Source organism: Micromonospora inaquosa (assembly GCF_003857055.1).
GTDB classification, from domain to species: Bacteria; Actinomycetota; Actinomycetes; order Mycobacteriales; family Micromonosporaceae; genus Micromonospora; species Micromonospora inaquosa.
This window is the reverse complement of record NZ_QGSZ01000253.1, coordinates 1-14,701: the sequence shown is the minus strand read 5'-3', so window position 1 is coordinate 14,701 and position 14,701 is coordinate 1. Positions and strand designations below refer to the sequence as shown.

The window sequence follows — 14,701 nt, the reverse complement described above, 5'->3', positions numbered from 1 at the left end:
GGCCATGGTCCGAGGGGGTAGGCGTGGAGGCGCTCGTCCTGATCGTGGTGCTCGGCGTCACCGTCCTCGTCGGCACCACCGTTGGCGGTCGATACCGGGTGGCCCCGCCGGTCCTGCTCATCGCGTTGGGCGTGCTGCTCGGGCTCACGCCGCCGCTGTCCGAGGTCACCCTGGAACCGGATCTGGTCCTGCTGATCTTCCTGCCGGCGATCCTGTACCGGGAGAGTCTCACCATCAGCCTGCGCGAGATCCGAGCCAACCTGCCGGTGATCGGGATGCTCGCCGTGGTGCTGGTGGTGCTCACCATGGTCACGGTGTCGTTCGCCGCGCAGGCGTTCGGGGTGAACCCCGCCGCCGCCTGGGTGCTCGGCGCGGTCCTCGCGCCGACCGACGCCGCCGCGGTCACCGGCCTGGCCAAGCGGCTGCCCCGGAAGTTGCTCACCACCCTGCACGCGGAAAGCTTGATCAACGACGGCACCGCGCTGGTGGTCTTCGCGGTGGCCGTGGGTCTGCTCAGTCAGAGCGCCGAGCCGGGCGTGCTCGGCGTCGGCGAGGAGTTCGTCGGTGCCAGCGCCGGCGGTGTGCTCGCCGGTCTGCTGGTGGGGGCCGCCGTGGTGCTGGTCCGCAAGCGGCTCGACGATCCGCTGCGCGAGGGCGCGCTCAGCGTGCTGACGCCGTTCGGCGCCTTCCTGCTCGCTGACTCGGTGCACGCGAGCGGTGTGTTGGCGGTGGTGGTCGCCGGCCTGGTGCTGTCCTACGCCGGCCCACGGGTGATCCGCGCCCGGTCCCGGGTGCTGGCGTTCGCGTTCTGGGACCTGTCCACATTCCTGATCAACGGTGGATTGTTCGTCCTGCTCGGCACGCAGATTCCCCGCGCGGTCCGGAATATCAGCAGTACCTCGACCGGGCGGGCTCTGCTGATCGTGGTGGTGGTGACCCTGGTCGTGATCGGCACGCGGCTGCTCTTCGTCTACCTGACCGCGCAGGTCGCGAGGCTGCGGCGGCGCCGCATCATGGACCCGAGCCAGGGGCCGTCGAGCTGGCGGGTGGGGACCGTCGCGGGCTGGTCCGGTTTCCGGGGTGCGGTGTCGCTGGCCGCGGCCCTGGCCGTCCCGACGGTGACGGTCGGCGGTCGACCGGTGGTCGAACGCGATCTGATCATCTTCGTCACCGCGCTGGTGATCGTGCTGATCATGCTCCTGCAGGGCACCACCCTGCCGTTGGTGGTGCGCTGGGCCGGGCTGAGCGGCGACCCGGGACGCGTCGACGAGGCCCAGCACGCCCGGCGGCGAGCCACCGAGGTTGGCCTGGCCGCTCTTCCCCAGGTCGCCGCCGAGGTCGGTGCCCACGACGATTCGGTGCGTCGGCTGGAGGCCGAGTACCAGCGGCACCTGGAGGACCTCAACGAGGGCGGTGGGAAGACCGCCGAGGAGCGCCGACTGGAACGACAACTGCGCCTCGGCGTCCTCGCCCACAAGAGGCGGGAGGTCACCCGACTGCGCGACAACCGGGAGATCGACGACCTGGTGTTGCAGGAGCTCCAGTCCGCGCTGGACAACGAGGAGATCCGGCTGCTGGGGCGCGGGCCCAACGAGTGACCGTCGACGGCGGTCCGAGCGGCGCGGCTCAGAGCACCTGGTCGAGGAACCGGCGCAGCCGCGGATGCCCGGCCCGCTCGAAGACGGCCTCGGGTGGGCCGGCCTCCAGCACCACACCCCGGTCCATGAAGGCGACGGTGTCGGCGACCTGCCGGGCGAAGCCCATCTCGTGGGTCACCACCACCATGGTCATCCCGGCGGCGGACAGGTCGGCCATCACCCCGAGGACGCCCTTGACCAGCTCCGGGTCGAGCGCCGAGGTCGCCTCGTCGAAGAGCATCACCTCGGGCCGCAGCGCCAGCGCACGGGCGATCGCCACCCGCTGCTGCTGACCACCGGAGAGCTGCGACGGTCGGGAATTCGCCTTGCCGGCCAGCCCGACCAGCTCCAACTGGGCGCGGGCGACCGCGTCCGCCTCGTCCGCGCCGAGCTTGCCCAGCCGGCGCAGCGCCAGCGTGACGTTGCGCAGCACGCTCATGTGCGGGAAGAGGTTGAACTGCTGGAACACCATGCCCACCCGCTGCCGCAGCGCGTCCGGGTCGTCGCCCAGCACGCTGCGCCCGTCCAGCAGCACGTCGCCCCGGTCCGGTTCGATCAGCCGGTTGATGGTGCGCAGCAGGGTGGACTTGCCCGACCCGGACGGGCCGATGACGCAGGCCGTCGCGCCGCGCGGCACCGAGAGGTCGACGCCGCGCAGCACCCGGTTCGGTCCGAAGGCGAGGTGCACGTCGCGGACGTCGAGGCTGACCGAGGTCGTGGTGGCGGCGGTCATCGCCGGTCTCCTTCCGTCGCGGCGTACGACGCGGTGTCGTCGTCGTCCTCGGTCGACCCGGTGGCCGGCCGACCGTTGCGCAGTCGCCTGTCGATCCAGTTGACGACGTGCGTCAGCGGAACTGTCAACGCCAGGTAGCAGAGCCCGGCCAGCAGTAGCGCCGACTCGTTGCCGGTGGTGGCCGCATAGTCCTGCCCGATCCGGAACAGCTCCCGCTGGCTGGCCACCAGGCCGAGGAAGTAGACCAGGCTGGAGTCCTTGATCAGCGCGATGAGCTGGTTCACCCAGGCCGGCAGCACCCGTCGGATGCCCTGCGGGATGATCACCAGCCGCATCGCGTCGGCCCAGGAGAAGCCGAGCGCCCGGGCGCCCTCCAACTGGGCGGCCTCCACCGACTGGATGCCGGAGCGGAAGATCTCCCCGATGTACGCGGCAGCGATGAGCGACAGCGCCAGGATGCCCAACGGGTAGGGGTCCGGCCCCCAGACCTGCATGCCCAGCGGGGCCAGCCCGACGCCGATCAGCAGGATCGTCGCGGCGGCCGGCAGCCCCCGGAACACGTCGGTGTAGACCCGCGCCGTCCAACGCAACCAGCGGCTGCGGGAGATGCCCGCGACGGCAAGCAACAGGCCCAGCACCGAGCCGAGCAGGGCGGCGGAGACCGCCAGGATCAGCGTGTTGGGCAACCCGACGGTCAGCATCTCGGGCAGCGCCTCGCGCATCGCGTCCCAGTCGAAGAAGGTTTCCCACAGGGTGCTCAACGGATCCATTGGTCGCCTCTCCTATCGCCCCGCTCGCTCGTCACCGGCTCAGGACGCGGCCGACGCGGACGCCGACGGTGCCACCGGCGTAGCCGGCCCTGTCGGCGTGGCCGACGCGGCCGAAACCTTCACCGCGCCGCTGCCCGCCGTGAAGTCCGCCGGGATCGGCCGCCCCGGGTAGTACTGCGCCTGCAACCGGGTCCAGGTGCCATCGGCGATGACCTCGTCGAGGCTCTTGTTCAGCGCCTCGCGCAGCTTGTCGTTGCCCTTGGCCACGGCGTACGCGGTCGGTGCCGGGCTGAGCTGCTTGGCCGCGACGGTGATCTTGCCCTTGCTGTCGGCGGCCGACTTCTCGCCGATCTCCGCCGGGGCGATCCACGCGTCGGCGGTGCCCGCCTTGAGCTGGTTGATCGCGCCGTTGTAGTCCGGCACCCGCACCGGGTTGAGCTGCTTGCCGGTGGCGTAGTCGTCCTGGACGGTGCCCTGCACCACCACGACCCGCTTGCCGGCGAGCTGGTCGAAGCTGGTGATCGGCGAACCGGCCGGGACGTCCAGGCCGAAGTAGCCGAAGTCGTAGCCGTTGCCGAAGTCGACGGTCTTCTTGCGTGCCTCGGTGATGGTGATCGAGGAGCTGCCGACATCGAACTTGCGGTTGTTGACCTGGCTGAGCAGCGCGGAGAAGTCGGTGCCGACGAACTCGACCTTGAGTGCGAGCTTCCCGGCCACGGCGGTCAGCAGGTCGTTGTCGAAGCCGGTGAACCTGCCGTCCTCGAGGTAGACGTTCGGCGGGGCGTCGGTCAGCGTGCCGGCGCGCAGCACTCCCGGCTGGGCCAGGCCGTACGGGTTGGCGTCGGACGAGCTGTCGTCGCCGCAGGCGGTGAGGGCGGTGGCGGCCAGGATCGTCGCCGCACCCAGGGCGGCGGCGCGGGTCAGGGCAGGAAGGAATCGCACTGGTGTCTCCGAAGGGTGGTGTCTCGGCGGGCGCGGGTGTGCGTCACCGACGGCGCGCCCGATGGGCGTACCGGTGGAAAGGGGTTTCGGGAAGGTGGTGCTAGAGCGCGGTGCCGCGACGACAGGCGGCGCTGCACATTCGCATCGTGTCCACGTGCCGTCGCCGGGTCAGTGCGGGCGAGGGTCGACCGGTGCGGAAGTCCGCGACGTCGGTCGGTGGTGTGGTGCTGAGGATGCGCATGGTTCTCCCGGGTCTGTGCTGACCTGGGTGCCAGGCCACGCTTGCACCGACGTCGTGCCGGTGCCTGGTCTTCACCCGGGGCACCCCACCGCGGAGGAGGGTTGCCGGCCAGCGAGCCGGGGCTTCGCGCTGGCGCTCATGACCTGCGCCGAGGCTAGCAGCACCAACGGGTGCGCCGTCCAGTCGGTATGACCACGCTCACCGTGCGCGACGGTCCGTCCGCGCCCAGGTCAGCCGGCGTGCACGTGCGGTCGACGGTGTGGGTCGGGTTCCTGGCGGCGCAGGATCTCCCGGGTCACCGAGGCGATCGCGCCCTGCCCGAACGCCAGGTAGCGCAGGAAGTTGCGAACCGGGCCTCCCTCGGACCACTCGAAGTAGATGTGGGGTCGCCGACGGCTGCGGTCGCGGATCTCCAGCAGCAGGGCGGCCAGCGCGGTGGGCACCGACGAACTGGCCAGGCTGAGCACCGGGAAGCGGTCGTCGACGACGCTGCCGCGGACCAGCACCTCGGTCTCGAAGTCGGACGGGTCGGTGACCTCGACCTCCACGAAGATCACGTCGCTGTCGTCGGGGAAGTCGTTGTCCGCCATGGTCTGGGCGAGCTTGGCGCGGTACTCCGCCGCGTCGCGCCGGTCGGGTTCGTGTGCGATGAGGCGGATCCTTCGGCCGGCGCGTTCGTCGATGATCCGGGCCGCTGCCGAATCCAGCTCGACGTGATCGACGCGCAGCTCGTAGGCCCGCATCAGCCGGGACAACACCGACACCAGGATGATCCCGCCGATGAAACAAGCCGCGATCTTGACGCCACTGGGGCGTTCCACCACGTTCGCCAGCGTCGTGTAAACGAAGATCACCGCGATGATGCCGAACGCGATGGTGCGACCGCGCTGACGCTGCCGCAGCGCCGCGAGCGTCACCGCCGTCGCGGCCGAGGTGATCAACACCAGCACCCCGGTGGCGTAAGCGCCGCCCTGCGCGTCCACGCTGGCCTCGAAGACGATCGTGATCAGGAACGCCACCGAGGTGAAGACCAGCACCAGCGGCCGGACGGCTCGCGCCCAGGTCGGCGCCATGCCGTAGCGGGGGAGGTAGCGCGGCACGAGGTTGAGCAGACCAGCCATCGCCGACGCCCCGGCGAACCAGAGGATCCCGATGGTGGACAGGTCGTAGATGGTGCCGAACACCTCGCCGAGGTGGGCGTGCGCCAGATAGGCCAGCGCCCGGCCGTTCGCCGGCCCGCCCGGCTGGAAGGCGTCCGGCGGGATCAGCACGGTCGTCGTCACGCTGCTGGTGATCAGAAAGGCGCTCATGATCACCGCTGCGGTGGTGAGCAGCCGGCGTGCGCCACGGATCCGGCCCAACGGTCGTGCCTCCGAGTCCTGCGGGTCACCCCGTACGCTCGGCATGACGGCCACCCCGGTCTCGAAGCCGGACAGGCCCAACGCCAGCTTCGGAAAGACCAGCAGCGACAGCCCGACCACCATCAACGGGTCGCCGTGCCCGGTGGTCAGCGCGGAGGTCCAGTCGTCGACCGCGCTCGGGTGCGTCACCACCCGCCACAGCGCGTCGGCCACCACCACGGCGTTCAGCGTCAGGTACGCCGCGACCAGGACGACGGCGATTCCGATGGCCTCGTTGAATCCCTTGAGGAACACCGCGCCCAGCAGCGCCAGGAGCAGCAGCGTGAGCAGCACCTCGTGCCCCTTGAGCGCACTCGGCCAGAAGGGGTTCTCGTCGATGTGCGCCGTCGCGTCGGCGGCCGAGAGGGTGATGGTGATGATGAAGTCGGTGGCCGCGAAACCAAGCAGCACCAGCACCAGCAGCTTGCCCGGCCAGTAACTCAGCAGGCGGACCAGCATCGCGATGGAACCCTCACCGTGCGGGCTCTCCACCGCCACCCGCCGGTAGACCGGCAGTGCGCCCAGCAGGGTCACCAGCACCAGCACCAGCGTCGCCACCGGGGAGAGCGCCCCGGCGGCCAGCGCCGCGATGCCCGGCTGGTAGCCCAGCGTGGAGAAGTAGTCCACACCGGTCAGGCACATCACCTTCCACCACGGGTGGTGCCGGTGCTCCGGCGGACGTCCGTGCGGTCCCGGGTGCTGCACGGCCTGGTCCGAGCCGGCGTCGAGCAGCCACCCCCGCAACCAGCCGGCGCGTCTGTCGAACGTCACCGGCGCGTCCCCCGTCGTCCCGCTCACGGTCACCGTGAGTATCCGCCCGTCGGGCCGCCCCCGTCCGCCGGTGCGCGGAACCCAGCCGCCACCCCGGCGGGTTTCGGGCCCAGGGCACCGGGGATGCAGCGTCCCGGTCCGGACCGGACGGGGGAGGGGACAGGGCATGGTCGGCGGCCGTCGCTTCCGCCCGGGTGGTGGCTTCGGCCGTCAACTCGACGAGTACGAGACGAGGGTCGGCGTGGCGCCGCCCACGGAGTCGCCCGCAGCCTCCCACGGCCTGGTGGACAGCGCGGTCTACCTCCGGGGGCACCGGTTCGCATCGCCGTCCGGCCTCGCCGAGACGTACCGCTGCCTGCAGGAGCAGGATGACGCGATGGCCTGGATCGGGTTGTACCGGCCCGACATCGAGCAGATCACCTCACTGGCCCGTGAGTTCCGGCTGCACGATCTGGCGGTCGAGGACGCGATCAACGCCCACCAGCGGCCCAAACTGGAGCGCTACGGCCACACGCTGTTCGTGGTGCTGCGCGCCGCCCGCTACGACGACCTGCGGGAGGAGGTCGAGTTCTCGGAGCTGCACCTGTTCATCGGGCCGGGCTTCGTGGTCACCGTCCGCCACGGTGAGGCACCGGACCTGGCCGCGGTGCGGCGGCGGATGGAGACCGAGGCGCAGATGCTCGCCCGGGGCCCGGAGGCGGTCCTGTACGCGATCCTGGACCAGGTCGTCGACGGGTACGCGCCGGTGGTGGCCGGGCTGGAGAACGACATCGACGAGATCGAGACCCAGGTGTTCGGTGGCGACCCGAACGCCAGCCGCCGCATCTACGGCCTCAGCCGCGAGGTCATCCAGTTCCAGCGGGCCGCCCGCCCCCTGCTCAGCGTGCTCGACGCGCTGGCCGTCGGCGCCGGCAGCGCCAGCACCGACGAGGAGCTGCGCCGCTACCTGCGCGACGTGACCGACCACCTGACCCAGGTGGTGGAGCGGGTGGACGGTTTCCGGCACCTGCTGCAGAACATCCTCACCGTCAACGCGACCCTCGTCTCGCAGCAGCAGAACGAGGAGATGCGCAGTCTCACAGCGGCCAGCTACAGCCAGAACGAGGAGCTGAAGAAGGTGTCCTCCTGGGCGGCGATCCTCTTCGCTCCCACCCTCATCGGCACCGTGTACGGCATGAACTTCGTCCACATGCCGGAGCTGAACTGGCGCTTCGGTTACCTCTTCGCGCTGCTGTTGATGCTGTTGGTCTGCGGCACCCTCTACGTGATCTTCAAGCGGCGCGGCTGGCTCTGAGCCCGTGGCCGCGACTCACTCGATGCCGCGCAGGATGTGCCGTTCGTCCTCGACGTCGTCGTCGCCGGCACCGATCCGGCCGAGCAGTACGGCGGCCGCCCAGATCGTCAGGGGGGTGGCCGCCCCGGTCATTCCGCCGCCGGTCCGGTCGTCCCGGGTCTGGCTCCGCTCCGTGCGCGGTGGCCTGCGCTGAGCCTGCATGGGCCCTGCCTCTCCTCGTCGAAGCCGCCGTGGGCGGCGCGGGGTGAATTCGCGCCACCGGCCGGGTGGGACCGCCCGTGAGCAGCCCACCACCGGTACGACAGCCACTCGAACCTTCCCACGCCCGGCCGCTTCCGCACCGCTTGTTTTCGGGTTTCCGACTGCCGCCCGCCAAACCGGACATTACGCAGCGACGGTCGAGTCACGGTCAAGGCAGCGGGTGGGCGATGCCGCGCGCATGGTCGGTGAGCGCCGCGCCGACCACGGTCGCGGCCAGCGGCAACACCTCCAGGCAGCGGCGCACCGCGGCCGCCATCAGCGTGTTCGGCACCCGCATGGAGAGCGTGCAGTGCGGCACCCAGCGCCCCGGCTGGTAGTGCTCGGCGAGGGGGATGCCGGCGGCGGCGAGCCGATCGTGCACCAGCCGGTGGTGCGCCAGCAACTCCCGGGTGGGCGTCGGACCGAGCCAGAGCACCCGACCGACGAACTGGCCGGCGTGCTGGAATTCGAGCCGCAACGGGGCGGCCACCACCGTCCCCTGTAACGCCTCGGCGACCTGCTCCGGGTCGAACCGGGGCGCCACCATGAGCGAGACGTGCGGACGGTGGCGCTGCTCCAGCAGCGAGCGCATGCTCTGCACGCCCTCGGCCTCCAGCGCGTCCCAGAGCACCCGGATCCGTCGGGTGGCGTCCGGGTCCAGGTACAACTCCAGCGCGGCGACCATTTGATCACCGTAGCGGCCGAGGTTTGCCAGTCCACGTCCGGCGGTACCTGATCCGAAACCCACCAGGAAGGCGCAGCACGTGAATGTGAGTGACCTGCTGACCGAGGCGTACGACCGGCTGCCCGACCTCGTCCGCGCGGCGGTCGAGGGCCTCAGCCCCGAGCAACTGCGCCACCAGCCCGCCCCCGGCGCCAACTCGATCGGTTGGCTGGTCTGGCACCTCACCCGGGTGCAGGACCATCATGTCGCCGAGGTCCTCGACGCCGACCAGATCTGGGTCAGCGGCGACTGGGCGGGACGGTTCGGGCTCGACGCCGACCCCGACAACACCGGCTACGGGCACTCGCCCGTTCAGGTCGCGACGGTGCGGCCGGAGAGCGCGCAGGCGCTCGTCGACTACCACGAGGCGGTCGCCGCGCGTACCGGAGACTTCCTGGCCGGGCTGGCGCCGGCGGACCTGGACCGTGTGGTCGACGAGGCGTGGGATCCGCCGGTCACCCTCGGCGTCCGGTTGGTCAGCGTGGCGGAGGACGACCTGCAACACGTCGGCCAGGCCGCCTACCTGCGTGGCCTGATCGAGGCCGGCTGACGGTCGGGCTCACGGCACGATCACCGCCCGGCCCTCCAGGGTCCCGTCGCGCATCTGGCGGTACGCGTCCAGGGCGTCGTCCAGGGCGAAGGTGGTGATGCTCGGCCGGACCAGGCCCCGGGCACCCAGGTCGAGCACCTCCACCAGCTCGGGTCGGCTGCCCCAGTAGGTGGTGGCGATACTCACCTCGTACGGCACGGAGAAGAACGACACCCCCACGGTGCCGCCGCCGATCCCCACGATGGTCAGGTCGCCCACGGTGCGGGCCGCCGCCACGCCGAGCGCCAGGGTGCTGTCCGCGCCGACGAAGTCCAGAACCACGTCGGCGCCCCGCCCTCCGGTGGCGTCCCGGATCTCCTCGGCGGCGGTCGGTCCGGAGGTCACCGTGCGGTCGGCGCCGCACTCCTCGGCCAGCCGCAGCGCCTCGGCCCGGGTGTCCACGGCGATCACCCGCGCGGCGGTGGTGGCCTTGAGGATCTGCACCCCCACGTGCCCCAGCCCGCCGACCCCGATCACCACGGCCGTGCTGCCCGGTGGCAGCTTCGGCCAGGAGCGCCGGACGGCGTGGTACGGGGTGAGTCCCGCGTCGGTCAGCGGTGCGGCTTGCGCCGGATCCAGGCCCTCCGGCAGAGGTACGACGTGCCGCGCGTCCGGGACCAGTTCGAACTCGGCCATTCCGCCGTCCAGTCCGAGCCCACCGCCTCCGCTCGGCACCGGCGCAGCGGACGGGTTCTCGCAGTACGGGTCGATCCCGAGCCGACAGCGGGCGCAGGTGCCACAACCCCATGCCCCGAACACCGCGACCGGTTGCCCGACGGACAACCCGGTCACCCCGTCGCCGAGGGCGTGTACCCAGCCGGCGTTCTCGTGACCGAGGGTGAACGGCGGGTTCCAGGGCATCGTGCCCGGCTCGAACTCGTCCATCAGGTGAAGGTCGGAGTGGCAGGCGCCGGCACCGCCGATCCGGACCACCACCTGGCCCGGCCCGGGCGTCGGGTCGGGGACCTCGACCAACGCCGGTTCCGACTTCCACTCCCGCAACCGCAGTGCGCGCATGCCAGTGCTCCCGTCTGTCTCGGCTGAACCACTGGTCTGCCCGCCTCGTCGCCCGGCAAACGGGCCGCCGCGGCGCGACCCCGGGCACCCTCACCCGTTCCGGGTGAACCGGCCTCACCCGGGCGCGGGTGATCCTGCGGGGAACCGTGGGGAGGGGATCTGATGGGTGCGACGGCGGAGCAGTACCTGCGACAGCTGGACACCGGTCGGCGCCCCGACCTGCCGGAGACCACCGCGGGGACGCTGCGGTTGGATGTCCGTGACGACGGCAGCACCGACCACTGGTACCTGACCATCGCCGACCAACACGTGCGGGTGACCCGCTCGGCCGAGGACGCCGAGCTGGTGGTGCGTGCCGACCGGGCGGTCTTCGACCGGATGGTTCGCGGCGAGCTGCACCCGGGAGCGGGTCTGCTGCGCAACGAGGTGACAGTGCAGGGCAACATGCAACTGCTGATGTTGCTGCGGCGGATCTTCTCCGGGCCGGAGGGCGCCCGTCACCCGCGCGAGCTGGGCCGCGCCGCGCTTGCCGGCCGGGCCGTGCCTGCCGGTCGGGCCGCGACGACCGCTCGGGGTGGTCGGCCGTGAAGCAGGAACTGGTGCACGTCATTGCGGGCAACATCTTCGCCATCAGCGACGCCCAGGGCGACATCGAGCCCGACCCACAGCTCCCGGTCGGACTGTTCGCGTACGACACCCGGTTCCTGTCCCACTGGGTGCTGCGGATCGACGGTGAACGGACCAACGCCCTGTCCCGGGACGACCTCACCTACTTCGAGACCCGGTTCTTCCTGGTTCCGGGCATGGCGAGCCACTACATCGACGCCGACGTGTCGATCATCAGGCACCGTTCGGTCCACGACTGTTTCCACGAGAACATCACAGTGCTCAACCACTCGTCGCAGCCCGCCGAGTACACCGTCCGGCTGGAGATGGCCAGCGACTTCACCGACATCGTCGAGGTCGGGCAGGCGCGGCAGCGGGCCGTCGAGGTCGCCGCCGACCCGGCGCGTCAGCAGCTCGTGCTGCGCTACCAGCGGGACCGGTTCATCCGGGAGACCACAGTGTGCAGCACTGTCCCCGCCGATGTGGACGAGCAGGGGATGACCTTCCGGATCCGGATCCCACCCGAGGGGACGTGGGAGACCGACCTGCACGTCACGGTGACCATGGGCGGCGAGGAGGGTCGGGACCTTCGCGCCGACCTGCAGCCGCACCAGCAGGCCCTGCGGACGGGGATGAGCGAGGACCTGACGCAGTGGCTGGAGCGTGCGCCGCAGCTGGTGGCCGAACGCGCCGGCCTGGAAGAGCTCTACCAGGGCAGCCTCGCCGACCTGGCGGCACTGCGCTACCAGCCACTCGCGTACCGCGAGCGGGTGCCGATCGGTGGTCTGCCGTGGGCGATGGGCCTGTTCGGACGGGACAGCATCATCACCTGCCTTCAGACGATGGCGTTCACTCCCGAACTGGCCCCGTCGACGCTGCGGATGCTGGCGCTCATGCAGGGCGGTCAGCTCGACGACTGGCTGGAAGAGGAGCCCGGCAAGATCCTGGCCCACCTGCGGTACGGCGAGACGGGGGCGTTCGGCGAACGGGCGAGCTCGTTGTACTACGGCGCGGCCGACACCACCCCGCTCTTCGTCGTCCTGCTCGACGAGTACGAGCGCTGGTCCGGTGACGCGGACCTGGTCCGCGAGCTGCGCCACCCGGCCCGGATGGCGCTGGACTGGATCGACGAGTACGGCGACCTGACCGGGGACGGCTACCTGCGCTACCAGCGCCGCAACGAGCGCTACGGCGCTGTCAACCAGAGCTGGAAGAACTCCCCGGACGCCATCGTCGACGCCCGCGGTCGGCAACCCGCCTTTCCCCGCGCCACCTGCGAGTTGCAGGGTTACGCGTACGACGCGAAGCGCCGGGGCGCCCGGCTGGCCCGCGAGTTCTGGGGCGACCCCGCGTACGCCGACCGGTTGGAACGGGAGGCGGCAGCGCTCAAGGAGCGCTTCAACCGGGACTTCTGGCTGCCGCACCGGGGGTACTACGCGTTGGCGCTCGACCCGTACGGAGAGCCGGTCGATGCGCTGTCCTCCAACATCGGGCATCTGCTCTGGAGCGGCATCGTCGAGGACGACCGTGCCGAAGCGGTCGCCGAGCACCTGGTCGGGCCGCGACTGTTCAGCGGTTGGGGGGTACGCACGCTGGCCAAGGAGCAGCGCCCGTACAACCCGGTGGGCACGCACCTGGGCGCGGTGTGGCCGTCGGACAACGCGCTGATCGTCGCCGGGTTGCGTCGCTACGGCCTCGACGCGCAGGCGGCCCGGGTCGCCGGCGGCATCTTCGACATGGCTCTGACGCTCGGCGGCGAGGTGCCGGAGGTGATCGCCGGCTACGAGCGCAGCCTGACGACCTACCCCGTCCAACTGGCGACGAGTTGCCGCCCGCAGGCGTGGTCGTCGGGGGCCCTGCTGATGCTGCTCGGCACGATCCTGGGCCTGCGACCCACCGGCGACAACCTGCTGGTGAACCCGGCGGTGCCGGAGGGGTTCGGTCGGCTGGAACTGCTGGACATCCCGGGCCGTTGGGGTCACTCCGACGCCTACGCGAGAGACCGGACCACCGAACGCCGGCAGCGCCTGCACTGAGCCCGCAGGCCAGCGCCGAGCCCGCCGCCGGCGCCGGTGGGCGCCGGCGTCAGCCCATCGTCTTGGCGCCGTCGATCGACTCGCGCAGGATGTCGGCGTGCCCGGCGTGCTGGGACGTCTCGGCGATGAGGTGCAGCAGCACCCGGCGGACCGTCCAGTTCGCCCCCGGCTCGAACCAGGGGGCCTGCGGCAGCGGGTGCGCCGCGTCCAGGTCGAGGGTGGCGATCAACTCGTCGGTCTGCGCGGCGACCTCCTGGAAGCGCTCGACCAGCCCGGCGAGGGTCTCGCCCGGCGCCATCTGGAACTGACCGACCCAGTCGATCGCCTCGCGGCCCATCTCCTCCGCGCCACCCACCGCGAAGAGCATCCACCGGTGCTCGGTGCCGGCGACGTGCTTGATGAGGCCGCCGAGGCAGAGGCCGCTGACGGTGGGGCGGCTGGCCGCCTGCTCGTCGGTGAGCCCGTCGACGGTCTGCAAGAGGAAACCGCGGTGCCTGCGGAGCGTTTGCAGGAGGTCGGTGCGCTCACCGGTGAGCTGCTCAGTGCTGGTCATGTCTGCCACCCTTCGTCGATTCAGCCGGTGCCACCGTAGGGCGAGGCACCGACACTTTCCGGGCCCGACACCGGCTCGACGAAAGGCCGGCCAGCGGTTGCCGATCCGCGCCGATGGCGGTCAACTGAATGACATGGCTGTGATTAGGGTGGGCACGTCGTCCTGGGCGGACCAGTCCCTGCTGCGCTCCGGGTGGTACCCACGCTCGGCCAGCACGCCGGCCCGCCGGCTGGGCTTCTATGCCAGCCAGTTCCCGCTGGTCGAGGTGGACACGTCCTACTACGCCATCCCGGTGCCGGAGACGACCCAGAGCTGGGTGGACGCCACGCCGGACGACTTCACCTTCGACGTCAAGGCGTTCAGCGTCTTCACCGGTCACCCGACCCCGGTCGCGGTGCTGCCCCGGGACCTGCGTCCGGCCGCCGGCCCCAGCCGGATCCGCCGCCGTGACCTGCCCGAGCGGACGTACGACGAGCTGTGGGCGCGGTTCCGCGCGGCCCTGGCCCCGATCGCGGCGGCCGGCAAGCTCGGTGTGGTGATGTTGCAGTTTCCCCCATGGCTGGTGCGCAGCCCGGCGGCCGAACGTCGGATCGTCGAACTCGCGCAGCGCTGTCGGCCGTGGCGGGTCGGTGTGGAGCTGCGGCACGGCTCCTGGTTGGACGACGACGCCGCGGCGGACACCCTGGACCTGCTCCGCGCCCACGACCTGTCCCTGGTCTGCGTCGACATGCCACAGGGGCACCCGTCGTCGGTGCCCCCGATCCTGACCATGACGGCGGAGCCGGTGATCGTCCGGTTCCACGGTCACAGCGACGCCTGGGGCGAGGGCGACAAGCAGGAGAAGTTCCGCTACGCGTACGCCGAGGACGAGCTGCGGCACTGGGCGGGACGGCTGGCCGAGTTCGCCGCTCTCCCGGACGAGCTGCACGTGCTGTTCAACAACTGCTGCGCCGGGCAGGCCCAGCGCGACGCCACCCGGCTGGCGCAACTGCTCGCCGAGACGATGGTCGCCGATCACGCCGTGCCGACGACCGGTTGATCGGCGCACGTGCCACCCGGCCGGGAACGGGTCCGCTCAGGACCGGCGGCCCCGGCTGCGTAGTGCGTCCTGGGTCGACTCGCCGATGTCCGCGTCCTCGGGGAAGGTC

Annotated in this window: 15 protein-coding genes and 1 riboswitch; of the genes, 6 read left to right on the top strand and 9 right to left on the bottom strand. The window is 71.2% G+C overall.

The features are described from left to right. Window positions 1-23: 23 nt before the first annotated feature. Window positions 24-1,598 (top strand): Na+/H+ antiporter, encoded by a 1,575-nt coding sequence (locus DLJ59_RS22530; protein WP_124774601.1) that lies wholly within the window; start codon window positions 24-26, stop codon window positions 1,596-1,598. A gap of 28 nt (window positions 1,599-1,626) precedes the next feature. Here DLJ59_RS22530 and DLJ59_RS22525 read toward each other — a convergent pair whose 3' ends face one another. The 5 genes from DLJ59_RS22525 to DLJ59_RS22510 form a co-directional block, all read right to left on the bottom strand. Then, complete coding sequence (locus DLJ59_RS22525; RefSeq protein ID WP_124774600.1) at window positions 1,627-2,370, bottom strand: amino acid ABC transporter ATP-binding protein; 744 nt, start codon at window positions 2,368-2,370, stop codon at window positions 1,627-1,629. Next, a complete protein-coding gene (locus tag DLJ59_RS22520) occupies window positions 2,367-3,140 on the bottom strand; it encodes an amino acid ABC transporter permease (RefSeq protein ID WP_124774599.1) in 774 nt (257 codons plus the stop codon). The genes DLJ59_RS22525 and DLJ59_RS22520 overlap by 4 nt, the downstream gene beginning before the upstream one ends. A gap of 39 nt (window positions 3,141-3,179) precedes the next feature. After that, complete coding sequence (locus DLJ59_RS22515; protein ID WP_124774598.1) at window positions 3,180-4,082, bottom strand: ABC transporter substrate-binding protein; 903 nt, start codon at window positions 4,080-4,082, stop codon at window positions 3,180-3,182. Window positions 4,083-4,182: 100 nt separating this feature from the next. Next, window positions 4,183-4,323 (bottom strand): hypothetical protein, encoded by a 141-nt coding sequence (locus DLJ59_RS36650; RefSeq protein ID WP_167493883.1) that lies wholly within the window; start codon window positions 4,321-4,323, stop codon window positions 4,183-4,185. 32 nt (window positions 4,324-4,355) lie between these two features. After that, window positions 4,356-4,467: riboswitch (SAM riboswitch) on the bottom strand. Between the two features lie 86 nt (window positions 4,468-4,553). Next, a complete protein-coding gene (locus DLJ59_RS22510; RefSeq protein ID WP_124774597.1) occupies window positions 4,554-6,494 on the bottom strand; it encodes an amino acid transporter in 1,941 nt (646 codons plus the stop codon). A 166-nt stretch (window positions 6,495-6,660) separates the two neighbouring features. On the opposite strand from DLJ59_RS22510, the gene corA reads away from it, so the two are divergent. Continuing rightward, on the top strand, window positions 6,661-7,788 hold the full coding sequence (gene corA / locus DLJ59_RS22505; protein WP_124774596.1) for a magnesium/cobalt transporter CorA: 1,128 nt from the start codon (window positions 6,661-6,663) through the stop codon (window positions 7,786-7,788). Window positions 7,789-7,803: 15 nt separating this feature from the next. On the opposite strand, the gene DLJ59_RS22500 is transcribed toward corA, so the two are convergent. Together DLJ59_RS22500 and DLJ59_RS22495 are read right to left on the bottom strand one after the other, a co-directional pair. Continuing rightward, a complete protein-coding gene (locus DLJ59_RS22500; protein ID WP_091401337.1) occupies window positions 7,804-7,989 on the bottom strand; it encodes a hypothetical protein in 186 nt (61 codons plus the stop codon). A 208-nt stretch (window positions 7,990-8,197) separates the two neighbouring features. Further along, a complete protein-coding gene (locus DLJ59_RS22495; protein WP_124774595.1) occupies window positions 8,198-8,713 on the bottom strand; it encodes a 2'-5' RNA ligase family protein in 516 nt (171 codons plus the stop codon). Between the two features lie 79 nt (window positions 8,714-8,792). Here DLJ59_RS22495 and DLJ59_RS22490 point away from each other — a divergent pair, with 79 nt between their 5' ends. Continuing rightward, on the top strand, window positions 8,793-9,302 hold the full coding sequence (locus DLJ59_RS22490) for a mycothiol transferase (RefSeq protein WP_124774594.1): 510 nt from the start codon (window positions 8,793-8,795) through the stop codon (window positions 9,300-9,302). Between the two features lie 9 nt (window positions 9,303-9,311). Here the strand turns inward: DLJ59_RS22490 and DLJ59_RS22485 are convergent, their stop codons facing one another. After that, window positions 9,312-10,358, bottom strand: a complete 1,047-nt coding sequence (locus DLJ59_RS22485) for an NAD(P)-dependent alcohol dehydrogenase (RefSeq protein WP_124774593.1) — start codon at window positions 10,356-10,358, stop codon at window positions 9,312-9,314. 162 nt (window positions 10,359-10,520) lie between these two features. Between DLJ59_RS22485 and DLJ59_RS22480 the strand changes: the two genes are divergently transcribed. Together DLJ59_RS22480 and DLJ59_RS22475 are read left to right on the top strand one after the other, a co-directional pair. Beyond that, window positions 10,521-10,946 (top strand): SCP2 sterol-binding domain-containing protein, encoded by a 426-nt coding sequence (locus tag DLJ59_RS22480; RefSeq protein ID WP_124774592.1) that lies wholly within the window; start codon window positions 10,521-10,523, stop codon window positions 10,944-10,946. Beyond that, a complete protein-coding gene (locus tag DLJ59_RS22475) occupies window positions 10,943-13,000 on the top strand; it encodes an amylo-alpha-1,6-glucosidase (protein WP_124774591.1) in 2,058 nt (685 codons plus the stop codon). Before DLJ59_RS22480 ends, DLJ59_RS22475 begins: the two co-directional genes overlap by 4 nt. Window positions 13,001-13,049: 49 nt before the next feature. Here DLJ59_RS22475 and DLJ59_RS22470 read toward each other — a convergent pair whose 3' ends face one another. Next, window positions 13,050-13,553 carry a DinB family protein gene (locus DLJ59_RS22470; protein WP_124774590.1) on the bottom strand — a complete coding sequence of 168 codons (504 nt, stop codon included), beginning with the start codon at window positions 13,551-13,553 and terminating at the stop codon, window positions 13,050-13,052. Window positions 13,554-13,686: 133 nt separating this feature from the next. On the opposite strand from DLJ59_RS22470, the gene DLJ59_RS22465 reads away from it, so the two are divergent. Beyond that, on the top strand, window positions 13,687-14,592 hold the full coding sequence (locus tag DLJ59_RS22465) for a DUF72 domain-containing protein (RefSeq protein ID WP_124774589.1): 906 nt from the start codon (window positions 13,687-13,689) through the stop codon (window positions 14,590-14,592). The last annotated feature ends 109 nt before the right edge of the window (window positions 14,593-14,701 follow it).

Excerpts from the sequence above, each read along its gene's own strand:
- corA (WP_124774596.1), top strand. The coding sequence starts at position 6,661 with ATGGTCGGCGGCCGTCGCTTCCGCCCGGGTGGTGGCTTCGGCCGTCAA.
- DLJ59_RS22480 (WP_124774592.1), top strand. The coding sequence starts at position 10,521 with ATGGGTGCGACGGCGGAGCAGTACCTGCGACAGCTGGACACCGGTCGG.
- DLJ59_RS36650 (WP_167493883.1), bottom strand. The coding sequence starts at position 4,323 with ATGCGCATCCTCAGCACCACACCACCGACCGACGTCGCGGACTTCCGC.
- DLJ59_RS22485 (WP_124774593.1), bottom strand. The coding sequence starts at position 10,358 with ATGCGCGCACTGCGGTTGCGGGAGTGGAAGTCGGAACCGGCGTTGGTC.
- DLJ59_RS22470 (WP_124774590.1), bottom strand. The coding sequence starts at position 13,553 with ATGACCAGCACTGAGCAGCTCACCGGTGAGCGCACCGACCTCCTGCAA.
- DLJ59_RS22500 (WP_091401337.1), bottom strand. The coding sequence starts at position 7,989 with ATGCAGGCTCAGCGCAGGCCACCGCGCACGGAGCGGAGCCAGACCCGG.
- DLJ59_RS22525 (WP_124774600.1), bottom strand. The coding sequence starts at position 2,370 with ATGACCGCCGCCACCACGACCTCGGTCAGCCTCGACGTCCGCGACGTG.
- DLJ59_RS22520 (WP_124774599.1), bottom strand. The coding sequence starts at position 3,140 with ATGGATCCGTTGAGCACCCTGTGGGAAACCTTCTTCGACTGGGACGCG.
- DLJ59_RS22495 (WP_124774595.1), bottom strand. The coding sequence starts at position 8,713 with ATGGTCGCCGCGCTGGAGTTGTACCTGGACCCGGACGCCACCCGACGG.
- DLJ59_RS22465 (WP_124774589.1), top strand. The coding sequence starts at position 13,687 with ATGGCTGTGATTAGGGTGGGCACGTCGTCCTGGGCGGACCAGTCCCTG.